General features: G+C 42.2%; 17 protein-coding genes. 12 read left to right on the plus strand and 5 right to left on the minus strand.

Annotated features, from left to right (window positions below; genetic code table 11):
* Positions 1-122 precede the first annotated feature (122 nt).
* The 4 genes from FEM33_RS11705 to FEM33_RS11720 form a co-directional block, all read right to left on the minus strand.
* Positions 123-554, minus strand: a complete 432-nt coding sequence (locus FEM33_RS11705) for a hypothetical protein (protein ID WP_201747738.1) — start codon at positions 552-554, stop codon at positions 123-125.
* Between the two features lie 136 nt (positions 555-690).
* Positions 691-2,577 carry an ATP-binding protein gene (locus FEM33_RS11710; protein ID WP_139012211.1) on the minus strand — a complete coding sequence of 629 codons (1,887 nt, stop codon included), beginning with the start codon at positions 2,575-2,577 and terminating at the stop codon, positions 691-693.
* Between the two features lie 39 nt (positions 2,578-2,616).
* Complete coding sequence (locus tag FEM33_RS11715) at positions 2,617-2,961, minus strand: hypothetical protein (protein ID WP_139012212.1); 345 nt, start codon at positions 2,959-2,961, stop codon at positions 2,617-2,619.
* An 85-nt stretch (positions 2,962-3,046) separates the two neighbouring features.
* Entirely contained in the window at positions 3,047-3,850 is an 804-nt protein-coding gene (locus tag FEM33_RS11720) for an XRE family transcriptional regulator (RefSeq protein WP_139012213.1), read from the minus strand.
* A gap of 88 nt (positions 3,851-3,938) precedes the next feature.
* On the opposite strand from FEM33_RS11720, the gene FEM33_RS11725 reads away from it, so the two are divergent.
* From FEM33_RS11725 to FEM33_RS11735, 3 genes are read left to right on the plus strand one after another with little or no spacing between them, the layout of a single operon-like run.
* Positions 3,939-6,902, plus strand: a complete 2,964-nt coding sequence (locus FEM33_RS11725) for a helix-hairpin-helix domain-containing protein (RefSeq protein ID WP_139012214.1) — start codon at positions 3,939-3,941, stop codon at positions 6,900-6,902.
* A 22-nt stretch (positions 6,903-6,924) separates the two neighbouring features.
* Entirely contained in the window at positions 6,925-7,722 is a 798-nt protein-coding gene (locus tag FEM33_RS11730; RefSeq protein ID WP_139012215.1) for a hypothetical protein, read from the plus strand.
* Positions 7,723-7,758: 36 nt separating this feature from the next.
* A complete protein-coding gene (locus tag FEM33_RS11735; protein WP_139012216.1) occupies positions 7,759-8,238 on the plus strand; it encodes a hypothetical protein in 480 nt (159 codons plus the stop codon).
* Positions 8,239-8,308: 70 nt separating this feature from the next.
* Here the strand turns inward: FEM33_RS11735 and FEM33_RS11740 are convergent, their stop codons facing one another.
* Entirely contained in the window at positions 8,309-11,398 is a 3,090-nt protein-coding gene (locus tag FEM33_RS11740) for a Tn3 family transposase (RefSeq protein WP_139012217.1), read from the minus strand.
* 133 nt (positions 11,399-11,531) lie between these two features.
* Between FEM33_RS11740 and FEM33_RS11745 the strand changes: the two genes are divergently transcribed.
* From FEM33_RS11745 to FEM33_RS11785, 9 genes are all read left to right on the plus strand, one after another.
* Complete coding sequence (locus FEM33_RS11745) at positions 11,532-12,134, plus strand: recombinase family protein (RefSeq protein ID WP_304488616.1); 603 nt, start codon at positions 11,532-11,534, stop codon at positions 12,132-12,134.
* Positions 12,135-12,202: 68 nt separating this feature from the next.
* Positions 12,203-12,877 (plus strand): response regulator transcription factor, encoded by a 675-nt coding sequence (locus tag FEM33_RS11750; RefSeq protein ID WP_139012218.1) that lies wholly within the window; start codon positions 12,203-12,205, stop codon positions 12,875-12,877.
* Positions 12,874-14,139 (plus strand): sensor histidine kinase, encoded by a 1,266-nt coding sequence (locus tag FEM33_RS11755; RefSeq protein WP_082218138.1) that lies wholly within the window; start codon positions 12,874-12,876, stop codon positions 14,137-14,139. Before FEM33_RS11750 ends, FEM33_RS11755 begins: the two co-directional genes overlap by 4 nt.
* A gap of 71 nt (positions 14,140-14,210) precedes the next feature.
* Positions 14,211-15,584, plus strand: coding sequence for a TolC family protein (locus FEM33_RS11760; protein WP_082218137.1), 1,374 nt, complete (start codon positions 14,211-14,213; stop codon positions 15,582-15,584).
* Between the two features lie 6 nt (positions 15,585-15,590).
* Entirely contained in the window at positions 15,591-18,731 is a 3,141-nt protein-coding gene (locus FEM33_RS11765; RefSeq protein WP_139012219.1) for an efflux RND transporter permease subunit, read from the plus strand.
* Positions 18,732-18,744: 13 nt separating this feature from the next.
* Positions 18,745-19,845, plus strand: coding sequence for an efflux RND transporter periplasmic adaptor subunit (locus tag FEM33_RS11770; RefSeq protein WP_161597108.1), 1,101 nt, complete (start codon positions 18,745-18,747; stop codon positions 19,843-19,845).
* Positions 19,846-19,998: 153 nt separating this feature from the next.
* The gene (locus FEM33_RS11775; protein ID WP_229214211.1) at positions 19,999-20,904 is read left to right on the plus strand and encodes a DUF1259 domain-containing protein; all 906 of its coding nucleotides are present in this window, start codon (positions 19,999-20,001) and stop codon (positions 20,902-20,904) included.
* 3 nt (positions 20,905-20,907) lie between these two features.
* Positions 20,908-21,072 (plus strand): chromate resistance protein ChrB domain-containing protein, encoded by a 165-nt coding sequence (locus tag FEM33_RS11780; protein ID WP_229214210.1) that lies wholly within the window; start codon positions 20,908-20,910, stop codon positions 21,070-21,072.
* 170 nt (positions 21,073-21,242) lie between these two features.
* Positions 21,243-23,507 carry a DUF5916 domain-containing protein gene (locus FEM33_RS11785; RefSeq protein WP_139012222.1) on the plus strand — a complete coding sequence of 755 codons (2,265 nt, stop codon included), beginning with the start codon at positions 21,243-21,245 and terminating at the stop codon, positions 23,505-23,507.
* Positions 23,508-23,867 lie beyond the last annotated feature (360 nt).

Genomic DNA, 23,867 nt, shown 5'->3' on the forward strand with positions numbered 1-23,867 from the left:
GGCCTCAACGGCAACCATCGCCTTGAACTTTGCTGTAAATTTTCTCCGGCTTTGTTTCATTTTGTTCATCGGTTTTATGTCAAGTTACTAAACTTAACCGATGGTCTCAATTTTGGGGAGTATTACATCTCCGCTAGGAAAATACCTACTTCGATAGTTTTTCCCAAGCCAACACCATCAGCTATCAAGATACGTGGCCGCGGTAAATTAAAAGCTTTAAGGGTAGGCTCCAACTGGTAAGTAGCCAGGTTAAACGCAGCTTTGTGAGCAATGGTTATCTGTTTGCTGTACACAGATGCATTACGCATTTGATTCTCAATGAAGAGCTTTGTTTTTCGATAACCGTAATCAATATCCGGTATAAGTTTAGTATCGATCGGATCGAGCACCTTTATTTCCTTATCAATATTGGTGTCAAAGACAAATCGCTTGCCTTTTACCAACTCTGAAATACCTTCAACTTTCAGAATCCAGCCATTATTGTTGTTAAGGGCATCATTTATAATAAAATCTTCATCACGATTGGTGATTCGCTGACCAGAGGTAAAATTCATTAATTTAAGAGGTAATCGGGCTGTGAAAAAAGTTGAAAATAAGGATTAGCTAGAGTAAATCGAGATACACATATTTGGAGTGTTCAATATGAACAAGTTTTGTTAAACGGATGAATATTTAGAAGATCATCCAATGCTACGCGCTCTTATCACTCCCTTTTAACTCCTCCTTAAGCAGATTCAGAAAGGTTGAATTTCTTACCTCGGCATCCCTAAGAAATGCTTCAAAGGATAATACATACAAACCAACAGGAATTTCTGTCCTCTTGTCTAAATCTGTAATTATTGACTGTTCCTTATAAAATACGGTTCCACAAGAAAACAGTTCAACGTACTTGTCCTCCAACAAAGACACCTTGAACTCATCATCTATATCAACGATTCCATAAAACCAAATACGCTGAATCTTATCAGGAAAATATTGCAACAACTTCCTAGCCCTTTGTCTCAACTGACTTGTAACCTCTTCCCTTTTCGCTAAGCCTAAACCCAATTTCTTCAATTCCACAATAACTACATCAACTTTCTCTACTTGATCTGGATTGTTAGAAAATATTATTGTAATGTCCGGGCGTTTGTTACTCTTTTCTAATTCCTGGTCAACCGAATCTTCATCGCTGATAACAAGATGGCTTAAAACCTCTGACATATGCCTTTCGCTTAAAATAGTTTTGTAAGACATATATTTGTCATCCAATAACCAAGCATTATTTGTAAAAAGATCATTGTGAAAGTTACTCTTGGATAGGGTTGATCTCTTTGGAACAATTAAGTTGTGAATCTCATCTTCATTATTCTCTTTATCAACCTTTTTTAATTTTTCAATTACAATATTTCTGTAAAGAATATATTCTGTTAGAATTCTAGCTGATAATTGTAGTGACTTTTCATACACTTCATCTGTCAATGACACTGCGTCCAGTACTTCTTTCTGTTCTTGAAAAAACCTTCGTTGAGCGATTTCTAATGATTGATTTCGATCAACTAATCCCACAGAATTGCTTTCAAAAAGCCCATTTAAATGAGGATACCTATTTTCTAACGATTTTGTTGTAACCTCATTTATAGTTTTTATTGATGGTATTTTTATATCCAGAATTTCAATTATTTTTTCACCAAAAATTCTCTTAATCACTTTCAGTTCAGCATCATCCATATCTAATTCCTGCCGAGAAATATTTACCTTTCCAGCAAATAAGTTAGAATATAGTAAAAAAATTATTTCATATCCCTGTGGAATTCCCCCTTTTGAAATAACATCTACGGGAATAGTCCTTCCATCTACACTTAATGCTGTTATCGTTGTTGATATGGCACCTTCCCTCTGTTCAACTGAATAGTATAAATCCAAATTTTCATACAAGTCTATTTCCTCAGATTTAAAACTTGTTAGTTTTAGGTCTGGTATTTGACTAACATTTATTTCCTTTACATCTGGATAAAAATTATATTGAGGGTTTGGATTATTTGTTTTAAGCTCGATGGATATTCGCAATTCTTTGGCATTAACCTTGTATTGATATAATTGAGGATAAAAATGTTCCATTAAAGCTTTTTTAATTGCCTCTGGCTTGACGTAATCATAAGAATTAATTTTATTTTTAACGTAATTCTTGAATAGTAAGCTAGTTCTTTTCAAAATTCCATGTCCTTTACTTAAAATATTATCTCCGTCAAATGTATTACTCAACGTAAAAACTCTTTTCTGATCTTGGTAAATGCTATTTACATACACTTCTTCGAAATAATTCAAGAAAACTAGTCGACCGACTCCTTTATGTCCCTTTTCTTCGATTTCTAATAATTTAGAGAATTTCTCAAAGTTCTTATCTGTAAATCCATCTCCATTATCAACTATTTCAATTGTGTAGGTTTCTGTCTTTGATAAGGAATCAATATTTATAAATATTTCAATAAGGGAAGCATTAGCATCCATCGCATTAGCAACAGCTTCGAAATAAACCATTTCCAAAGAAGGATTTGGGAAGAATATTTTTACAGCATTCTTTAAGTTAATTCTCATAATTTGGAGGTATTAAAGTTCAATCCTGTCAGCAGGTATCTAATCTATTGTTTCGGCTAATACAACATTCAATCCCAAAGATGTTGTCAATTTTAGAAGCGCATCAATGTTATACCCCTGCCCTTCTTCTATCACCTTTACTTGATTTTGAAGGATCCCGGAACTCTTTGCAGCAGCATAAACTGTTAAACCAAGTCGCTCACGTTTTCGCTTACAGTGTGCTCCCAGGTTCAATTTCAACTCGGGGAGTTCCTTTACTTCTCCTGGCTCCTGTGACTTCGCCGCTTGAACTTTACCCAACTTAATAGCCAAGAGATTGTACATATCTTCCATTTCAACTTCTGTTAAAATAGAAATAAGACGGTTGGTAATGGAATTTTGCATTACGGTGTTTGTGGTATATACATTTTTGGCTAATGTACTAATAATAATTTACCTATACAGTAAAAATTGTTAGTACAGGGTGAAACTACTGAGAAACATCTCGTTCAGCATGTATCGTCAATTGACGGATCTCACGAATGACAAGATTCAGATCTGTAACCGGCTCCGGAAGCACTTTGCTATGAAAACTATGATACTCCCAAATTTCAAGAACATCTGAAAAGTCAACATGGTAGTCATCATAAAGCTTATTAAATGAATGCAGCGATAATCCTTGTGCTAAAACCGTGATTTCCTTAAAAACAAAATCTTGCTCGCCCTTCAAGATAACAATACCTAAACTCCCGGATCTTAGCTCTTTCCAGTTTTGAACGTACCTGGCTAGGATATCACTCCCTTCCGGAATTGGCAGCATGGAGTCACCAGTAGTTGGGAACATTCTGAAGGTTCCACCTGCTGGAAGGTTAGGAAAGCTAAATTTCGGTAGCGTTGCCAAATATTCCGGATCACTATATCCGGTACGATAGCCTGCTTTTGCTTTTATCGGTACATACTCGACATTTTCCTTTTCCTCCTGATTAACAGTAATAGCCAGGACTCTTACGTTTTTACCTGTCAGGTATACATCCGTTCCGGATTCAAGTTCCCGCAACTTCAATTCACCTAACCGCATTAGGTTCACAGTCAACAGCGTATCTGTTGCTAGCTTAAAATATTTTGCAATTTTAATTACATCCCCTATAACTGGATTTACGGTCTTTCCACTTTCAATTGCATGAAGTTTGACCCTCGTCATTCCCAAGTTTTCTGCAAGATCTTCCTGAATAAGATTTTTCCGCTTCCGGAGAAATCTCAAATTCTCCTTCAAAAATATTTCTTGTTCTTCCATTTTTAATTTGTTACAATTAGAATCATAAAAATGATACCATTAGAAACAAAGTTAAAAATTATAGTGAACTACTTGTCATTTAAGTAACATGCTTTTAAATCTCCACTCCTATTTCAGTTTGCGTTATGGCACCATTAGCCTGGATGACCTGACCGATCTTATCATAAGCCATGGGCATGACACAGCAGTCCTGACAGACATTAATAACTCTTCCGCTATATTCCCATTTATTAAGAAATGTAGAGAAAAGGGTATCAATGGTCTTGTTGGGATGGAATACAGAAATGGAGATACGCTATTGTATATCGGAATAGCAAGGAATGAAGCTGGCTTTGCAGAGCTCAATGAGCACATGACAACTGCAAACAGAAACAAGCAACCACTTCCAAAATTTGCACCTGCATTCAATCAGGCATTTATAGTATATCCTCTCGGTACAATAGAAATCAGGCGTCTGCGCGAAAATGAGTTTATCGGTATCAGACCTGATCAGGTTAACAAAATAAGTCTTGAACCAAGATCTAATTTTGACAGGTACGTAATCTTGTGGCCAGTCACTGTAAAAAATGAAAATGATTATAGGCTCCATCAGCAACTAAGGGCAGTTGACCGCAATATTATCTATTCAAAAGTCACAAAATCCATGGTGGCCAATTCCTGGGAAAAGATGCCGGAAAGAAGAGATATGATCAACAAATTTTATCTATTTCCGGAAATACTTGTTGCAACCGAGAAATTGCTATCACAGTGCAGTTTCAGCTTTGACTTCACCATTGTGCGGAACAAAAAATACTTTACTGGAAATGCCTATGACGATAAGCTCTTGCTCGAAAAGTTAGCAGTTTCTGGTATGCAGCGCCGGTATGGCAATAATAATAAGGAAGCAAAGCAGCGGGTTGCCAAAGAGCTGCGCATCATTGATGAACTATGCTTTTCCTCTTATTTCCTGATTACTCATGACATCATTCGTTACACAACCTCTCGGAATTTCTACCATGTTGGTCGTGGATCCGGAGCAAACAGCATCGTCGCATACTGCCTCGGGATCACAGATGTATGTCCAATTAAACTTGATCTATATTTTGAAAGATTCCTGAATCCAAAACGGCAAACACCACCGGACTTCGATATCGATTTTTCCTGGCAGGATCGAAAGGAGGTATTCACTTATATTTTTACCCGCTACCAATCAAAACATACTGCCATGATGGGTGCAATGAGCACTTTCCGGGACAGAAGTATCATAAGAGAACTCGGCAAAGTTTATGGTTTGCCAAAATCCGAAATTGACGAATTAATCCGAAATCCAGGATCTCCACATAATTCGGAAGAAGCTGTGGCTCTTATCAAAAGTCTTTATGGATTGGTAGAAGACTTCCCGAACTTACGGACACCCCATGCCTGCGGAGTACTCATTTCAGAGGATCCTATAACAAACTTCACCGCGCTGGATTTTCCTCCAATGGATTTCCCTTGTGCCCAGTTTGATATGTATGTTGCCGAAGACATTAAATTTGAAAAGTTCGATATTCTGAGTCAGCGTGGCCTTGGCGCAATAAAAGATTGTGTTCAAATTATTGAGCAGAATCGGGGACAAAAAGTAGATATCTCTAATCCGGATAAATTTTTTACGGACCCACGTATAAGCCAACAACTCAAATCTTCCAAGACAGTAGGCTGTTTTTACATTGAATCTCCTGCGATGAGACAGCTTATCACAAAGCTTCAATGTGACAATTATCTAACTCTTGTTGCTGCAAGCTCCGTTATCCGCCCAGGGGTTGGAAGTTCCGGGATGATGGATGTCTATATTAAAAGACACCGGGATCCTGAATCAACGATTTACCTGCATCCAGTCATGGAGGAACAGCTGGCTGAAACTTATGGTGTAATGGTTTACCAGGAAGATGTTATTAAGGTAGGTCATTTTTTCGGAGGTTTGGATCTTGCCGATGCCGATGTACTAAGGCGTATGATGTCAGGAAAACACCGGAGCGCTTCACACCTGCAAGAAATTGAATCCAAATTCTTTAAAAACTGTGAGGAACTAGGCCGTCCGGCTGAAATAGCAAAAGAAGTTTGGAGACAAATGGAAAGCTTTGCCGGTTACAGTTTCAGCAAGGCACATTCGGCATCCTTCGCAGTTGAAAGTTATCAGAGCTTATATCTGAAGACTTACTACCCTTTGGAATTTATGACCGCCACAATCAATAACCACGGTGGCTTTTATTCTCCCCAAGTTTATATCAACGAAGCAAAGAAGGATGGAGCTGTGATACATAATCCTTGTGTGAACATGAGCCATTGGACTACTACGATCTATGGAATTGACCTCTACATAGGATTTGACCTGGTAAAAGATCTGGAAGTGAAAACTGTCAAACAAATTCTTGAAGAGCGCCAAATAAACGGAAAATATAAGAGTCTTGAGAATTTCATAATGCGTACAGGAGTATCCCAAACACAGATCTCAATTCTCATTAGGATTGGCGCATTCAATTTTACAAATACAGTTAAGACTAACCTACAATGGGAATCTTTGTATATCTGTTCTGAGATTAAAGACCGATCCCTTCCAGTTGGACTTTTTGACGAAGCTGTTAAGGTTCCGGAGGTTCCGAAGTTTGAATACTCACTCCCAGAGCACTTATATGACGAAATAAGGTATTTGAACTTTCCCATTACTGCTTCCTGGTTTAGCTTAATTCGAAGTACGTTCCGCGGTGTGTATGCCAATGACATGGATAAGCACGTCGGAAAAACAGTTCGTATGGTGGGAGATTTTGTGACTTATAAACCAGTTAGAACGAAAAAGGGAGAAATGATGATGTTCGGTACATTCCTCGATGACCAAGGTAACTTTTTCAATACTGTACATTTCCCAAATTCTCTAAGAGGTTATAGGTTCCAGGGCATGGGGGTCTATCTGGTCGAAGGCCTGATTACTATGGAATTTGGATATTGCAGCATCACTGTAAGCCGGTGTGCGAAGATTCCCCTTTTGCCAAATCCATGGGAGCATGAAACAGTAAATAGGAAATTGTTACCTTAGTTGAGATTATCACCTAACTAAAATGCAAAAAGCTTTCCTCTATATTGATATCCTAGCCTTTGAGAGCTTAGTACGGTCGAAATCAGCTAAGGTCGAAAGAATCTTCAAGATTTTTGATTCTTTAAAAGTTTTCCAACACCACGCCCTTGAAACAATTGTTTTTTCGGACACCATCATAGTTTTTAGCAAAGATGAAGGAAATCCTATACACTACTATTTCACATTCCTAACTGAATATTCACAACAGCTATTCTATAAGCTCTCTGAAATAAACATCTATTTTAAAGCAATCCTTTGTACTGGTGAGTTCAATTTTAAAAAATTGACAAATTTCCAGGCCTATCATGGACAAGCCTTAATTGACGCTTATAAAGATGAAAAGTGTTTACCAGGATTTGGGCTATTTGTCAAAAAACAGGATACTGGAAATATCAATGCATTTATTGAGGTACCGCTTAGCGAAGAATACAATTTTGTTATTCTATGCCAATCATTTTCAAATCTTTACAGAACGACCAGTGGTTTTCTACCGGTTGATGACGTTAGTATATTTGAAGAAACAGATACATTTTTTAGGATTGAAGAAGATATTAGATTTCTGAGAGAAATCAACTACTATCGACTTAATATTCCCAGTGAGCGCATTCGTGAAAAATATGAAAAAGTATATTCAATTTACAAATCCACATTTCCATTATTTTTTGAAAAATTTGAAACATACGGATTCGACCCATTTATACTGCACACAGATTTTATACCTAGTTTAAATCCAGAAGAAATCGATGCAATGAGAGACGTCGCTGAAATGAACAAACATTAGGTTCTACATTTAAAATCAATCTTTCCTTAAAACTCAATGCTCTGGCGATTACACCTTAAACCCTCTCCAACTCCACCAAATACTCATCTACAAGTAGTAGATTATTGCTTTAAAAATAACGTCGCCGGAATTGGTTGGCCGGTTGAGAAATTCCCTTCCTCGGTCACAGAATACCAAGAACTGGCAAAAAAGAGGTATGACAGTAAGCCGAGCTCAGTAAATTTCGCTTTAAGGCCAGTAATAGGAGAATATATATGGGCTCGGGATCGTGTGGGACAATACTATCTTGGTAAGATAATGAGTGATTGGTATTACTCTGACAACCAAGATCATTTAGATTTAGACATTCCCAATCAAAGAAAATGTAACTGGTTAATTATTGGCAACGAACAGAATGTTCCAGGTAAAATTGTAGCCAGCTTCAGGGCCAGACGAACATTTCAATCCATTGCAACTTCTTCACATGATTCAGCAATGGAGGAATTCTCAGCATGGAGATTTAATAATATGGGTTAAATTAAAAGTTAGAACCAAAAGTACCGCGGGTTTCGCGTAGCAAAATTGACGGGGAGTAGATCAGCTGTATTCAAATCTCAGCGCCATCTTTGAAGATTTCATCGAGATTGAAGGCTTGAAAATCTACTTTTTCTGAAAAGTCATATTCTCCAAGCATATTGATATGTTCCCAGCTGTGGGTAGATGTGGCCAGTATGTTTTTTAATAATACTTCCCGGTCTGCCGGTTTCTTACATTCTGCCAGACTTCCTGATAAGTGAAGCAGGTTCCAACAGTTAATTGAATTGGCGATCAACCTTTTGCAGCCTTCTGCCGTAAGCTGTTCGCGGTATGTGGCCCCGATCAGCTGTTGATTGTTGCCGTGGGATATTGCTTTGGCGAACTTATTACTGTTCTCAACTTTGCTCAAAACCCTTTCAACGGATTTACGGACAGCTGGCTGATCCATATACTGAAGTATATAAAGGGTTTTGTAAATCCTGCCAAGTTCTTTAAGTGCTTTATAAAGTGGGTGCTGCCTGGAATAGGAATTCAGTCTCCTAATCAATGTGGACGCTTTTGAGTAGCCCAGCTTTATCGTTGTAATAAACCTTAAAATCTCATCCCAGTGCTCGATAATCAGTTCAAAGTTTATCTTTGAATCTGGCTTTACCTGGTATCCAAAGTCCCGGTAGGTTGTGACTGAATCAATCGAGAACAAATTATGCTCATGGATTTTGGCAAGCCTGGGGCGGAAGGCTATTCCGAGCAAAGCAGTAATAGCAAATATGATCTCAGAAAACCCGCCTGTATCTGTCGAATGTGCGTCGGATTGGATCACACGGTTATGCATCAGGCCATCAATCATATAGGGTGCTTCATGATCCGATGAACTGAATGCTGTTGAATAGAAAAGCTGACCTGCTTCGTCCAAATGAGAGTATACGGTTACACCTTTTCCATTACCAAAATATTTAAATGACCATGCTGCTCTTAACGATGCAACGGAAACGTCATATTTTTGCCCGTCACTGCTCGTATGGATAAAACCAGGGTGAATCCGGAACTTGTCAGTCAAAGGCAGCTTGTTGCTGAATTCGACAACCAGGTCATTGGCCTTCAAAGTCATATCAGGTGAAAAGTACTGAACCGAAGTCGTTTGTAATGCATTGGCTGCTATATTCTTAGAAATCATTGACATTTTAGGGATGCCAATGTTGCAGCCCAATCCGATAATAGTAGCAAAAAATAGCTTTTCCGCTGGTCTAGGCGGCAAATAATCAATACCCTTATGCTGAAAAGCAGTATTGAATCCGCTAATCTGGTCAATTGTTGTTAAAACTTCCAACAACGACACAGCCCTGGTTTGTGGGTATAGGTTCTGTGGATCCTCAATTTCATTTTCGTCAGGTTTGTACCGGTGCATATGCCATTGCCCTTCTGCATCAACATATACCTGCTGGTTCTGTCCATTACCTATGTGTTGATTGACAAGCCTAAACTGAAAATTTAATTCTTCATTCAGTTTTAACAAAATTGGAGCAGGCTTTTGCAGATGGCTTAGTGATGCCCGTTTTAAAAGAAAATCCTTATCCTTAACCCATTGTAGTTTTGTAATCATGTATTCTTCAAAAGACCGGTACAAATACGAGGATCGGACATTTAAAGCACCTGCCCGGATATGGTCACGCATTTCTCTGAACAACAATACTTTATAAAGTGATATCCTGATCTTTCCATCCGGTGTTATCACGCGTTGTTTCTCTTCAAGAGATAAAAAATCAATCGGTACACTGTTGTGTTGCTGTATATTGCCATCCTTCTTTTGAAAATAATCAATGGCTTCCAGCAATTGTTTCTGGGACGTTTCAAAATCAAATGCCAGGACTTTGATTAAGTCAGATACGCGGATTTGTAGACGCAATGACCCTTTTTCGAGCGCTTGGTAATAGTCCTCCCGGTCACTGATCCGCTGATTGACCAGTTTCAAATTATTCAACCTTTGCTGATCTTCCAAAAGTACCTGAGAAGAAACCTTCCGTTTTCTTAATAGCTCATCAATCAGTTCTACTTTCTGGCTTGCTTCCATTACCTGATCATGGATAATCCGCTCCACTTCGCTCAAAACATCAATATGCGTAACGCTTCGGATAGAAACGGAGCTCACTAAACGTGAGGTATTCATCCTGTTTTCAAACAGGCTTTCCTTGATTTTATTCTCACAATCGTTTACGGCACTGGTAACAGCCTGGTTAAAAGTGAGCACAAGCGCGTCACCCAATTGGTAGTACTGGTGGATTATGAATGAGACCAGCAGCAGGTAGCGGGTATTGTCCCGGTCGGCAACCTGGAATATCTGGTTATCAATCACATATTCAGCATAAAACTTTATTGTTTCTTCCGGAAGATTAAGCCTGGTGATGATGGGCAATAGTTGGAAGTACATTTCCTTCAACCGGACAAAATTGTCTATTCTTCCTTTGATTACGGATGGCTGCATGGACTGGGTAATCCTTTTAAAAAATGTAAGCTGATATCTCTGGACTTTCACATGTTTTTTCTCTTCCTGTTGATAAGAATCATGTTGCACAAGCAAAGAATCCAGTAAATTTTTGTCCTCCTGTTGAAGATACTGAACCATAATTGCCTCCAAATCTTGCTCAAATTGCCTAAATGACTTTTCAAGTAAAGCTCTTAGTGTGGCATATGGCGGTATTTCGATACGATGTCCATCCAAAAAGGTTATTACTGATTCCATTATAAGAACCGGTTCGGTCCGGAGCGAAACCAGCCTTTTCATTTCCTGGGATATCAGCTGAGAAGCATCTTTATCATAACCTGTATAGCCTAGTTGCTTGAGTATCTCTTCTTGATGGCGGAAATAGGTGGTTCTGAAATAATCTGTAAAATCAATCTGATTAGGATCAACCATTATTCCACTGACGATATAGTTAATGTCAGCCTGAATAAATCTGTTAGACAGAAAAAAGCGACTAACTACACGGAAATACCCGAGCTGCAACAGAAAACCGACCTGTGTTGTTGGCGTTTGCAAAGTTTTTAGATAGGCGCTTGCCCATTCCGGAATTTGAAGAAACAGTCCCTTTTGCTCGCTCAGGAGTTGGGGCGGGTTATCAAACCTGGTTCGTTCTTCCGGTGTCAGATATTCTTTTCTAGCCATATCACCTATGTATTTTAACGACCGTATTTTTACATAACTCCAAACCCCGATATTTCTTACAATTCAATTATTTATATTGCCATATAATTAAACTAAATGTAATATATTTGATTTTAACAAGTTTTGTAAACAAATGATCAAATTAGGATACGCCCGGGTCTCTACCCAGGAACAAAATCTGGACCTTCAGCTGGACGCCCTAAAAAAAGAGGGATGCAAGCAGGTCTTTACCGATAAGGTCTCCGGAGTAAAGGCTACCAAGCCAAACTTTGAAAAATTGATGGAGTATGCACGGCCAGGTGACACCATTGTAATTTGGAAACTGGACCGGCTTGGGCGCAGCACCATTAAGCTCATTGAGCTAATAGAAGAGTTGAAAAATAAAGGAGTAAATCTTAAATCACTTTCTGAATCTATTGACACCAGCACGGCCACTGGTAATCTATTTTTTCAATTTATGTGTGTGCTTGCCGAACACGAGCGCAACATTATCCGCGAGAGAACAAAAGCTGGTCTGGAGTCAGCCCGTGCACGTGGCAGATCCGGGGGAAGGCCAGAAGGATTAAGTGAGCGCTATCGAAAAATCGCACCTGAGGTCAAGGAGATTTATGAAAAGAACAACCGGAGTACGGATGAAATCCGAGAGATGTTCAAAATAAAAAGCCAACCTACACTTTACAAGATTTTAAAGTACGCTGGGGTAGATATAAAAGGGTTTTTAAAGAAACGGGTGTAATATTCTAATGAAATTCACACCGTCAAACTTTCTCCAAAATTGACCATTACCTTAGCAAAAAACCGTAGATGAAATTACTGGTTATCGAAGATGAAGAAAGCTTGCTGCAAAGTATTGTTGAATACTTTACGCAGGAAGACTTTTTATGTGAAGGAGCGGGTTCTTATAGGCAAGGTATTGAAAAAATAGAGGACTTTCAATATGATTGTATTATCCTGGACATTAACCTTCCTGGTGGTAGCGGCCTAGAGCTTCTAAAATATCTTAGAAAAAACAAGAAAAGTGAAGGTGTAATCATTATTTCTGCCCGAAGCTCACTGGACGATAAAATTGCTGGCCTGGATCTGGGCGCGGATGACTATCTCACGAAACCTTTTCATTTGTCCGAACTGTTTGCCAGGGTGAAATCACTGATACGGCGTCAATATGCGTCCGGTTCGGATACACTTGAAATCAGCCATATGAAAGTAAATTTACTTTTAAAAACGGTTGAATGGGGTGGAAAACAAGTAGTTCTTACCAAAAACGAGTATGACCTGCTGCTTTTTATGCTCACCAATAAAAACCGTGTAGTAAGCAGACAAGCCATTGCTGAACATATATATGGAGAAGAAACAGACAATCTCGCCTCCTTTGATTTTGTATACTCACATGTAAAAAATCTGAAGAAAAAAATGAAAGAAAAAGGTTGTGGAGATTTGCTTCAAACGGTGTACGGACTAGGTTATAAGCTTTCTATATGACCAAAACGCTGGAACAAAAAAACACCCGGTATCTTTTCATATGGCTGCCACTTGTGCTGCTTGTTGGCTCGGCACTATTTTATGTTATGCTTGTTTTCCATGCGCACCACATGCGGGAAAAGCAGCTGGATCTAAAACAAGCTAACATATGGAAAGCTTTCACGCTACACCCTGAATCTATGGTTCTGCATATTGCAGGCGAGTATGATATCGATGCCAATAAGCGTGTTATTAACGACTTGCCTAATCAGCCACGCGATACCAGTTTATTTGATCACGAAAAAAAACAGTTCGTCGAATTTGCAATACTGACAAGACAAATGAATTGGAAGGGGGAGCCCTATAGGCTAACGACTTATGTTTCTTCCAAAGAAGTTTCACACTTAATTATTAAGGTCTTTCTTGCAGAAATCGCTATCCTTTTATTTCTGCTTTTAGCCATCGTAATTGTCAACCGAAGGAGCTCGCGTGTGCTTTGGCAACCATTTTTTCTTACACTGAAAAAAGCCGCTGCGTATGATTTGGTACGTAACCCTTCAATGCATCTGGACTCCCAGACTGGAATTGCCGAATTCAATCAACTGAATCATGAGCTGAATGACCTGGTGGGAAAAGTGAACAAAGTATATACGAATCAAAAACAATTTGTTGAGAATGCATCCCATGAGATGCAGACCCCTGTGGCTATTATCCGATCAAAAATTGAGTTTCTTATCAATGATCCGGCTTTAACCGAAAGAACGGCAGTTTTATTGGCCGACATAACAGCGGCTAACGAGAGATTGAGCCAATTAAACAAAAGCCTATTATTACTGGCCAAGATCGATAACAATCAGTTCCCACAAGTGGAACAGGTCGATGTTTCACAGGTCATTGAAAAAATTCTTGAAAATTATCATGAACACTATGAACATTTCCCGAAATTGACAAAATCCATTCAACCACAAATAATCATTGTAGCGAATCTTTCTCTTTTTGAAATCCTACTTAGCAACCTGGTAGGTAACGCCGTAATACATAATATCCCTAATGGCAGGATTCATGTGGAGTTGAACACCGAAAAACTGATGATTGTTAACACAGGTAATGAAATCAAAGATGATCCTGAGAAGCTTTTTGAAAGGTTTAAAAAAGGTGACGATGCATCTAAAACCACGGGACTAGGGCTTGCATTAGTCAAACAAATTACCCAGTTATACCAGCTCAAAATTCAATATGAATATGAAAATGCAGAACACCGCATCACAGTATTTTTTTGTTAAACCAAAGCCTACAAAGTTTCTCCAAAATCAATAAATAGTTTCGCGTTCGTTTCACAGAACGCTTACTATTTATGCCATATCTAAAAATAACGAGCACATTTTTTTTGTTGTTCCTTTCCTATTTAGTCTATGGACAAAAACCAGACACGACTGTCTCCCTGCGCGAAGCGCTGCTACTGGCCGAAAAAAACTACCCGCTGCTTAAATCCAAGTACTATGAATCAGAAGCGGCAAAGAAGGACGTAGCGCTGAGCCGAAATACCATTATCCCATCGTTGGATCTAAGTTACCAGGCCAATCTGGCGACCTACAATAATATTACGGGAATGCTTGATCCATCCGGTATTTTTCCAATAAGCGGGCCACCTTCCGCCGAGAATAAATATCAGCCTGTCTTTGGCAGCGCAGCAGGATTTTCCATGAACTGGCAGGCAATCACCTTCGGGCATCGCGATGCCCAAACCGCATATGCAACAGCCGGAGTAAATCAAAAGGAATCGGACTCAAAAATGGAATTGTTCAGACATCTGGCCAAAGTGACCAATACTTATCTGGATGTTGCATTGGCAAAGCAGCTGATTGCTATAAACCAGAAAAATATTAAAAGAGTTGAATTTGCATTGATCCAGTCGCGCACACTCACAAGTAAAGGACTCAAGCCCGGTGTGGATACGGCTTTGTTTCAATCGGAACTTTCTAAAAGCAAGATTGAATTACTGAATGCCACAGAAAAATTTGAAACCCAAAAAATATTACTTTCCCAATTTTTGGCGGTTAATGAGGCAATTAATACAAAGGACAGCCTATTCTTTGAAAAGTTCCCACAGGCGCACGCAGCTATTTCCTCTGATTTTAGCAGTCATCCTTATATCAGCTATCCGAAAAGTATTTTAGAATACAGCCTGGCGAAGGAAAAATTAATCAAACGATCCTATCTGCCTAAGATAAATATATGGAGCACGGCTTATGCCCGAGGTTCAGGGATCAAGTATGATGGCACCGTAAAGGCAAGTGATGGTTTGGGATTTAGTCGTTTCAATTACGGCTTGGGATTTCAGATTGTTTACCCAATATTAAAATTTTCGGATAAAAATATACAAATCCAGCAGCAAAGCCTGATGACGCAATCTATCCAGCAAAAAGTGGAAGAGAATCTGCTTATTCTGGATAAGAAAGACCAGATCAGCCAGCTGACCTACAACAATGCTTATCTGATCGCCACTGAAACAGCTACGCAATTACAATCTGCACAGTATGCTTTCAAGGCAATGCAAATCAGATATAATACCGGTCTGGTGAATTTCAGTGACCTTATTCAAGCCCAGTATAATCTTTTGAAAGCCGAAACCGATTCACAGCAGTCTTATTGGTACATCTGGAAAGCGCTATTGAATAAGGCTGTCACAAAGGGTGATATCAACATATTTTTAAATGAACTGAAATAGAAAGTTATGCTTCAACTCATACGTTTTGCATTAAGGAAGCCCGTTTTTATAGTGGTTGCCATTGTAGGGATGCTATTCTTTTCTATTCTGGCCATAAGGAAATTGCCCATCGATATATTTCCAAAAATGGGAACGCCCACTATTTATGTGGCACAGACCTATGGCGGATTATCGCCACAACAAATGGAAGGTTTTCTTGCTTCGTACTACGAGTATCATTTCCTGTACATCACCGGAATCAAATTTGTTGAAAGCAAATCAGTCCAGGGTGTATCGCTCATTAAATTGCAATTTCACGAAGGGACGGATATGGCAACTGCCATGGCTGAAACCATTTCCTATGTCAACCGTGCCCGCTCCTTTATGCCCGCCGGTACGTTTCCGCCCTTCGTTATGCGTTACGATGCAGGCTCACTTCCGGTTGGTCAGCTGGTTTTCAGCAGTGCTACCCGTTCACTGAATGAAATCCAGGATCTGGCATTGTTTAAAGTGCGGCCCATGTTTGGTGCGTTGCCAGGCGTTTCTGCTCCCCCGCCATTAGGAGGGAATCAGCGCACGATTCTGATCAAAGCAAACCCTGAACGGCTAAGAAGCTACAATATTTCACCCGACGAACTGGTGGCATCCATTGCCAAAAACAACGTGCTCTTACCCGCCGGGAACGTGCGTATTGGTGATCAAACACTGATTACGCCTTCCAACAGTGTGGTTGACAATTTTAAGGAACTAGAACAGATCGCGGTTAAAGAGGTAAACGGAACATCTGTTTTTGTCCGGGATGTGGCCAGTGTGGAAAATGGAGCAGACATTACATCCGGCTATGCGCTCATCAATGGGAAGCGTTCCATTTACATTCCGGTTACCAAACGGGCCGATGCTTCAACCTGGGATGTTGTGCAACGCATTAAAGAAAATCTTCCACAAATGCAGGCTGCCATTCCCGATGACATCAAAGTATCCTACGAGTTTGACCAGTCAGGGTATGTGATCAATTCCTTGAAAAGCCTGCTTTTCGAAGGCGGCTTGGGGGCTATACTAACCGGACTTGTGGTTCTGCTATTTCTACGCGATGTCAGAAGCGCGCTCATTGTCGTACTCACAATTCCGCTGGCTCTGCTTGCAGCTGTCGTGGGACTTTATTTGGCTGGGCAGACCATCAATATGATGACATTGGGTGGACTGGCACTGGCAGTGGGAATTTTAGTTGATGAAGCGACGGTAACCATTGAAAATATCCATCGGCATCAGCAAATGTCCAAATCAACATCAAGGGCAATCCTGGATGCATGCTTGGAAATTGCGGCTCCCAAACTACTGATCTTGCTTAGCGTACTTGTAGTGTTTTTACCCGCTATATTTATGACAGGCGTGCCTAAGGCGATGTTTATCCCCTTGTCCTTATCGGTTGGGTTTGCCATGACCGCATCCTTTCTGTTGTCACAGACATTGGTCCCCATTCTAGCTAACTGGCTTCTTAAAAATGAAACAGCAACAAAATCAGAATCTTCCTTTGATCGGTTTAGTGAAAAATATGGTAAAACGGTGATGCATTTTGGTGCTATAAAATTTATCGCTCCTTTGATTACCTTACTTTTCGTTGGTACTACGGTTCTTTTATACAATGCATCGGGGAGAGATATTTTTCCGAAAATTGATGGTGGCCAGTTTCAGCTACGTTTAAGGATGCCAACAGGGACCAGGATCGAAAGAACAGAGGATGCTACAAAAAAAATACTGGGACTGATTAACAGCTTAGCGGGAAAAGAGAATATTGCCATCACTTCCTGCTTTGTAGGTTTACAGCCATCTACGTACGCGATCAATTCGATTTTTCTTTGGACAAGTGGGCCGCATGAAGCCCTCTTAAAAGTTAATCTTTTGAAAGGGTCAGCCATAAACATTGAAACTTTGAAAGAACAGATCAGGGATAAGGTAGTAAACGAGATCCCCAATGCTGTAATTTCTTTCGAACCGGCCGACCTGGTTGATCAGGTGATGAGCCAGGGATCCAATACACCTGTTGAAGTGCTGGTTCAGGGGAAGGATCTAACGCAAGGCAGAGTATTTGCAGAACGGTTAAAATCTCAAATGAAAAGAATTGGGTTTTTACGGGATGTACAAATTGGCATCCCGCTAGATTACCCTAGTATCCAAATCAATTATGACCGGGTCCGAATGGGACAAATGGGCCTTTCTATCGAACAGGCCGGAAAGGCGGTCACTGCTGCCGTATCATCAAGCCGAAATACCCAGCCCGTTTACTGGCTTGACAAGGCGGGTGGTAATTCCTTCCAGGTGCAGGTAGAATATCCGCAATATATGATGAACAGCCCTGAGCAGATCGAACAGATTCCTATCAGTAGTGACAAGGGGGACAATCTGTACCTACGCGATATTGCCGATTGGAAAAAAACCATTTCAGTGGGCGAATACGACCGGATGAACCAACAGCGGTTTATCACTATAACAGCAAATATTTACAACCAGGATCTGGGAGAAGCTGTAACGCATGTGAACCAGGCCATATCCAAGCTTGGTGAACAACCGCATGGTATGAAAGTTTATATGCGTGGCCAGTCTGATTTATTGACCCAAACTTTAAGGGAACTGTCCATCGGTCTGCTGCTGGCAGTGACTGTAATTTTCCTGATGCTATCGGCTTATTTTCAATCACTGAGAATACCGATGATCGTCTTATCGGTTATTCCTGCTGTGGTAACCGGCTCGTTGTTGCTACTTTTTGTGGCGGGACATAGTTTAAATATTCAGTCTTTTATGGGTTGTATTATGGCCATCGGGGTTTCCGTGGCTAATGTCATCCTCTTGGTCACCAATGCAGAAGCCATTCGAAAGCAAAGGCTGTCTGGTCAAGATATAGGTATCCAGGCTGCAAAAACCAGGCTTCGTCCGATCCTGATGACCGCTATTGCCATGGTAGCCGGTATGATACCGATGGCGATGGGCGTTGGTGAAGGCGGCCAGCAAACTGCACCTTTGGGTGTGGCCGTTATCGGCGGTTTGATATTTTCAACGCTAAGTACATTATTGATCACTCCCCTGATCTATAACGCCTGGATTGGCAACAAAAATTACGTAGGCGTTTCTCTTGATCCTGATGACAATGAAAGCAAAAACTTTGGCCAGTAAAACAACGAATGATATGCTTAGAATTTTCTTTTTCAGCTGTGTCTGCATGTTTCTCTTTTATTCTTGCAACAGCAAAGAGCAGTCCGGTGCCAAAACCACTGAAACCAACCCGGATGGTAAAGATTCGGTAGCGATTTACATTGCAAAAAGCGATTCTGTCGAAAAAAAAATTACTTTACCCAGTGAATTGCTGCCTTATGAACGCGTAGAAATCCGTTCAAAGATTCAGGGTTATTTGAAAAAAATAAATGTTGACATCGGAAGCAGGGTGCGTAAAGGGCAGTTACTAGCTCTTATCGATGCGCCGGAAATTGCTTCGCGTCTAAGCGAGGTAACCGAAAAGATCCAGTCTGCAAAAGCTAAATATTTAGCCAGCAAAGACAATTTTGACCGTATTTATTCTGCTTCTCAAACCGAAGGTGTCATTGCAGCCAGTGAACTGGATAAAGTTAAAAATCTCTTTATGGCCGACAGTGCGGATTATAAAGCCGCTATCTTCACCGCTGCTACCTATAAGCAAATGGGAAATTACCTGGCGATCACCGCACCTTTTAACGGAGTGGTAACCAAACGAAATGTGCATGAAGGTACTTTTGTGGGAAACCCCGGTGAGCTTCCACTTTTGGAAATTGAAGATAATTCCCGGCTAAGACTTCGGGTAGCTGTTCCAGAGATATATACCGGCACCAGTTTGAAAAAGCAAAGCATCAAATTTACAACCAAAGCGATGCCTGAAAAAGTATTTGACGCCAAACTGGTCCGTAAATCAGAAAATATAGACAATGCCACGCGGAGTGAAATTTGGGAATTTGAAGTAACCAACACGAAAAAGTTACTGAAAACGGGTATGTATGCGGATGCCAGACTAGAGGTTCAGCGTTCACAACCAGGCGTTACATTACCATCATCCGCTATTGTGACCACTTTGGAAAAAAAGTTTGCCATTAAAATAAAGCAGGGGAAAACGCAGTGGATTGACATAAACCAGGGGCTTAACCTGGGAGACAAAATTGAAGTATTTGGCAATATCATGCCCGGAGATACGCTGATACTAAAAGCCAATGAGGAATTAAAAGCAGATGTTTCGGTTATCGCAAAGCCTGTAAAAAATTAGTTTACATACTTCTAAAATCAAAAACAATATTAGCCCTTTATTCAGCTTAAAAAATAATTAAATCGCACTTTTATAAACCAAGTTATGAACTACTTTTCACGAAGAGACTGGTTTAAAGCCAGCACTTATTTTACTGTTGCCGGATTGGCAAGTATGAACGCTGTGAAAGCTTCGACGATTGCCAAAACACCTGCACTTACCAAGGAAGAGATTGCAGCTATTGAAGCTGCTATGGGTAAAAAGGGCAACTATAATGAAGGACAAGCGGTTCATACCACTCCGCTTCCACGCAACGATTTGAAAGTCACTGTCAAAGGTGAACCTGTTCCAATTCCATTTGGGTTTGGGGGATGGGCGTCTATCAAAAAAACAGTAGATGGGAAATCAGCCGTTTTAATGAGCGATACAGTTCTGCTGGAAGAAGAAGTGAATCCCTTGATTTCAGCGGCGCATGCCAACGGCCTTGAAATCGGGGCTATTCACAATCATTTTTTCTATGAGCAGCCACGCATATTCTACATGCACATGCATGGCATGGGTACGCCACAAGAGCTTGCCAAAAAGTTTGCTGCCACCATTAAAGATGCCAAAATCTCCCCGGCTAACCAGCCTGTGCCTTCTGCGCCACCCACCACTACGGGCAAGGAACTCTTTGATATACCAGCCCTTGACGGCATTGTCAAGTATACCGGCGTAGTAAACGGCCCAACTTATAAATATACTGTTGGCCGTGACGATCTGACGGTTATGGCCATGGGTGCAGAAATGACAGCTGCCATAGGACTTAACTCCTGGGCAAGCTTTGCTGGAAACAAAGACAGCGCCCATATAGCGGGTGACATTGCCATGCTGGAAGATGAAGTTAATACGGTCATCAAAGCGCTTCGGGCCAATAACCTAGAAGTAGTGGCATTGCATAATCATATGTTTGGTGAGAACCCAAGGATCATATTTCTGCATTATTATGGACGTGGACCGGCCACTACGCTTGCAAAAGGGTTCAGATCGGCCCTGGATGTTCTAGGAAAACCTGTTAAAGCGACGCATTCAACGCACTAGGAAATGGACTGGATTACCCGCGAACGCCCCAAAATCGATAGGATCGCCTGCCCGTGGCTGATCAAAAACTTTGTGGACAAGGAAGCCACATTCCACCTCGGGATACCAACAGCCACGGAGGGCGCTAAGGCTAATTTTGTCAACATCGGGGGCGTATCGCAGGGTTGAAAAAGGATATCCAGCCCAACATAACTCTGGTCCCCGAAGTGGGCGCGTATTGGTACGATAGGAAAATCCTCGGTGTGCCCAAGCGGGGGCCTGGGTTTCAGTACGGCCAGATGCTGGCAACTAGTTTTTGAGTAGTGGTGTTTGTAAAGGAGGCCAGAAGCGCCCGTAGAATGACTTTGAAAACAGTTTTACCCTTCCTTTTCCTGCTGTTGAGCAGCCGTTTGTTTGCCCAGTCACTCGGCGTGAACGAAGCCGACTATGGTCTGAATGTCCGCCGGTCCATCGGACCGATTGTGCTAGACGGACGTCTGGATGAAGCCGCCTGGGACAAAGCGGACACGGTGTCTAACTTTTGGCAGTTTTTTCCGTATGACACCGTCCGGGCCGGTGCCCGAACCCGCGTACGGGTGTTGTTCGACTCGGAGTTCCTATACATAGCCGCCGAATGTTATCAACCCCGCCGGTACGTGGTCACTTCGCTCAAACGCGACTTTGCCCGCGGGCAGTCAGACCTGTTTGAGGTTAACATTGACCCCTTCGGCGATAAGCTTAACGGCTTCAATTTTGCGGCAAGCCCGTACGGCGTGCAACGCGAGGGCCTGATCACCAATGGACAGGAGTTTGCCACCGATTGGGACAACAAGTGGTACGTCCGGGTAGGCAACGCCGCCGATCGCTACACCGTCGAGATGGCCATCCCCTTCAAAACGCTCCGCTACAAGCAACGGCAGACTGGGGACGGGCCAGACGTGTGGCTGATCAACTTCATCCGCAGCGACATCGCCCGCAACGAGCAATCGGCCTGGGCACCCATACCCCTTAATTTTACCGGACAGGCGCTGGCGTTCTCGGGCCGGCTGATCTGGGAGCAGCCCCCCCCCAGGCCCGGTGCCAACGTCTCGCTGATTCCGTACGGGCTGGCCGAAACGGGCCGGGATTACCCGTCGGGGATACCTCCCCGACGGGGCGTCAACGCCGGATTCGATGTGAAGGTGGCCGTCACCCCTTCGCTCAATCTGGACCTGACCGTAAACCCAGACTTCGCGCAGGTAGAAGTCGATCAGCAAGTGACGAACCTGAGTCGGTTTGAGTTGTTTTTCCCCGAACGGCGGCAGTTTTTCCTGGAAAACAGCGACCTCTTCGGCTCATTCGGCACGAGCGTCACCAACCCGTTTTTCTCCCGGCGCATCGGCCTTGTCCGCAATCCCCGCACTGGGTTCAACGAGCGGGTGCCGATTCTGGCCGGGTTACGGCTGAGCGGCCGGTTGGACCGGAACTGGCGGGTCGGGGTGCTGAACATGCAGACGGGCCGGCGGTCGCTGGCCGATTCTGTCACGCTGCCACCGATCAACTACGGGATGCTGGCCGTGCAGCGCCGGATTTCGACCCGTTCGTTTTTGAGCGCACTGCTGGTAAACAAGGACCCCGTAGGGATAATGCCAGCCGGTGCCGCCCAACCGTATAACCGGGTCGCCGGCCTGGAGTATGCCCTGGCTTCGGCCAATAACCAGTGGCGGGGCAAAGCGTTCTACCACCGCTCGTTCAGCCCGGACCGGCCGGCTCAGCCCTACGCGGTGGGCGCCCTGCTGTTCGTTGACAAGCCAGCGGTCAACGGGCGGGTTGGCGTTTACGACATTGGCGATAACTTCCGGGCCGACGTGGGGTACGTCCCCCGCGCGAGCCTGCTGAAATTCCATGGCGAGGTCTTTAGGGTGCTTTTCCCGAAAGGGCGGCTGGGCCGGCACATCAACCGGTTTTACCTGGGACCAAACTGGGATTTTATTTATGGGAAACGGCAGAACCGCCTGATTGACTGGGACGCGGGACTGTTCGGGGGCATCACGATGCAAAACCAGTCGCAGCTGAGTTTTGTGTTTCTGCGCTGGGATTACACCTACCTTTTCTCGCCCTTCGACCCATCCAACACCGGCGGGATTGCCCTTCCCGCCAACACCTCGTACATGTACTTCAGCCACAGGCTGACCTACGTGTCCAACGTTAGGAAGCCTTTTTTCTATAGTTTCAACGGTCGATACGGGCAGTACTTCAACGGTCGGATCACGCAGTTGCACACCGTCATGAGTTACCGGCAGCAACCTTACGGTGTTTTCTCGCTTGATTTCACCTATAACGGTATTCGGCTGCCCGCGCCCCACAGTCAATCGGACCTGCTGCTGATCGGCCCCAAGGTCGATCTGTCCTTCACCCGGTCGTTGTTTCTAACGGCCTACGTCCAGTATAACAACCAGATAAACAATGTCAACACCAACATCCGGTTCCAGTGGCGGTACAAACCCGTCTCGGACCTGTTCGTGGTGTACACCGATAACTACTTTGCGTACGAAGCCCTCGATGATGACAACCGGCTGATGCGGGCCTGGCAACCTAAAAATCGGGCTTTGGTGATCAAATTCACGTATTGGCTGAATCTGTAACCAAAAACCTCTTTTGTCATGATGTCGGGTTAGGCTAAAAATTGTACATAAATGACGGCCAGCCTTTTGAAAGCTTTTCTAAGAAGCAAATATGAGCATCAATATAGTTGAAAGAAATGTGTCTATGCTTTATGGCAGCCAGTTCCAGAGAGCATGTTTGAGAAAAGGTAAATTTTAAATCGTCAATATTTAAAGATGGCGGTGAGATTTACACGTAGCAAACGGCTCACTAGAAAAACAGCTCTACCGAACCCGCGGTACTTTCGGTTCAATCTTTTAATTTAACCCTAATATACCAGAAAGTGGTAGAAACAATCAAATCATTAAGTTACCTGATGCGCATACTTTCTTTCAAATGAT

Origin of the sequence: Dyadobacter flavalbus (assembly GCF_006149045.1) — a bacterium.
In the GTDB taxonomy this organism is placed as follows: domain Bacteria; phylum Bacteroidota; class Bacteroidia; order Cytophagales; family Spirosomataceae; genus Dyadobacter; species Dyadobacter flavalbus.

Excerpts from the sequence above, each read along its gene's own strand:
- FEM33_RS11705 (WP_201747738.1), bottom strand. The coding sequence starts at position 554 with ATGAATTTTACCTCTGGTCAGCGAATCACCAATCGTGATGAAGATTTT.
- FEM33_RS11710 (WP_139012211.1), bottom strand. The coding sequence starts at position 2,577 with ATGAGAATTAACTTAAAGAATGCTGTAAAAATATTCTTCCCAAATCCT.
- FEM33_RS11715 (WP_139012212.1), bottom strand. The coding sequence starts at position 2,961 with ATGCAAAATTCCATTACCAACCGTCTTATTTCTATTTTAACAGAAGTT.
- FEM33_RS11720 (WP_139012213.1), bottom strand. The coding sequence starts at position 3,850 with ATGGAAGAACAAGAAATATTTTTGAAGGAGAATTTGAGATTTCTCCGG.
- FEM33_RS11725 (WP_139012214.1), top strand. The coding sequence starts at position 3,939 with ATGCTTTTAAATCTCCACTCCTATTTCAGTTTGCGTTATGGCACCATT.
- FEM33_RS11730 (WP_139012215.1), top strand. The coding sequence starts at position 6,925 with ATGCAAAAAGCTTTCCTCTATATTGATATCCTAGCCTTTGAGAGCTTA.
- FEM33_RS11735 (WP_139012216.1), top strand. The coding sequence starts at position 7,759 with ATGCTCTGGCGATTACACCTTAAACCCTCTCCAACTCCACCAAATACT.
- FEM33_RS11740 (WP_139012217.1), bottom strand. The coding sequence starts at position 11,398 with ATGGCTAGAAAAGAATATCTGACACCGGAAGAACGAACCAGGTTTGAT.
- FEM33_RS11745 (WP_304488616.1), top strand. The coding sequence starts at position 11,532 with ATGATCAAATTAGGATACGCCCGGGTCTCTACCCAGGAACAAAATCTG.
- FEM33_RS11750 (WP_139012218.1), top strand. The coding sequence starts at position 12,203 with ATGAAATTACTGGTTATCGAAGATGAAGAAAGCTTGCTGCAAAGTATT.
- FEM33_RS11755 (WP_082218138.1), top strand. The coding sequence starts at position 12,874 with ATGACCAAAACGCTGGAACAAAAAAACACCCGGTATCTTTTCATATGG.
- FEM33_RS11760 (WP_082218137.1), top strand. The coding sequence starts at position 14,211 with ATGCCATATCTAAAAATAACGAGCACATTTTTTTTGTTGTTCCTTTCC.
- FEM33_RS11765 (WP_139012219.1), top strand. The coding sequence starts at position 15,591 with ATGCTTCAACTCATACGTTTTGCATTAAGGAAGCCCGTTTTTATAGTG.
- FEM33_RS11770 (WP_161597108.1), top strand. The coding sequence starts at position 18,745 with ATGCTTAGAATTTTCTTTTTCAGCTGTGTCTGCATGTTTCTCTTTTAT.
- FEM33_RS11775 (WP_229214211.1), top strand. The coding sequence starts at position 19,999 with ATGAACGCTGTGAAAGCTTCGACGATTGCCAAAACACCTGCACTTACC.
- FEM33_RS11780 (WP_229214210.1), top strand. The coding sequence starts at position 20,908 with ATGGACTGGATTACCCGCGAACGCCCCAAAATCGATAGGATCGCCTGC.
- FEM33_RS11785 (WP_139012222.1), top strand. The coding sequence starts at position 21,243 with ATGACTTTGAAAACAGTTTTACCCTTCCTTTTCCTGCTGTTGAGCAGC.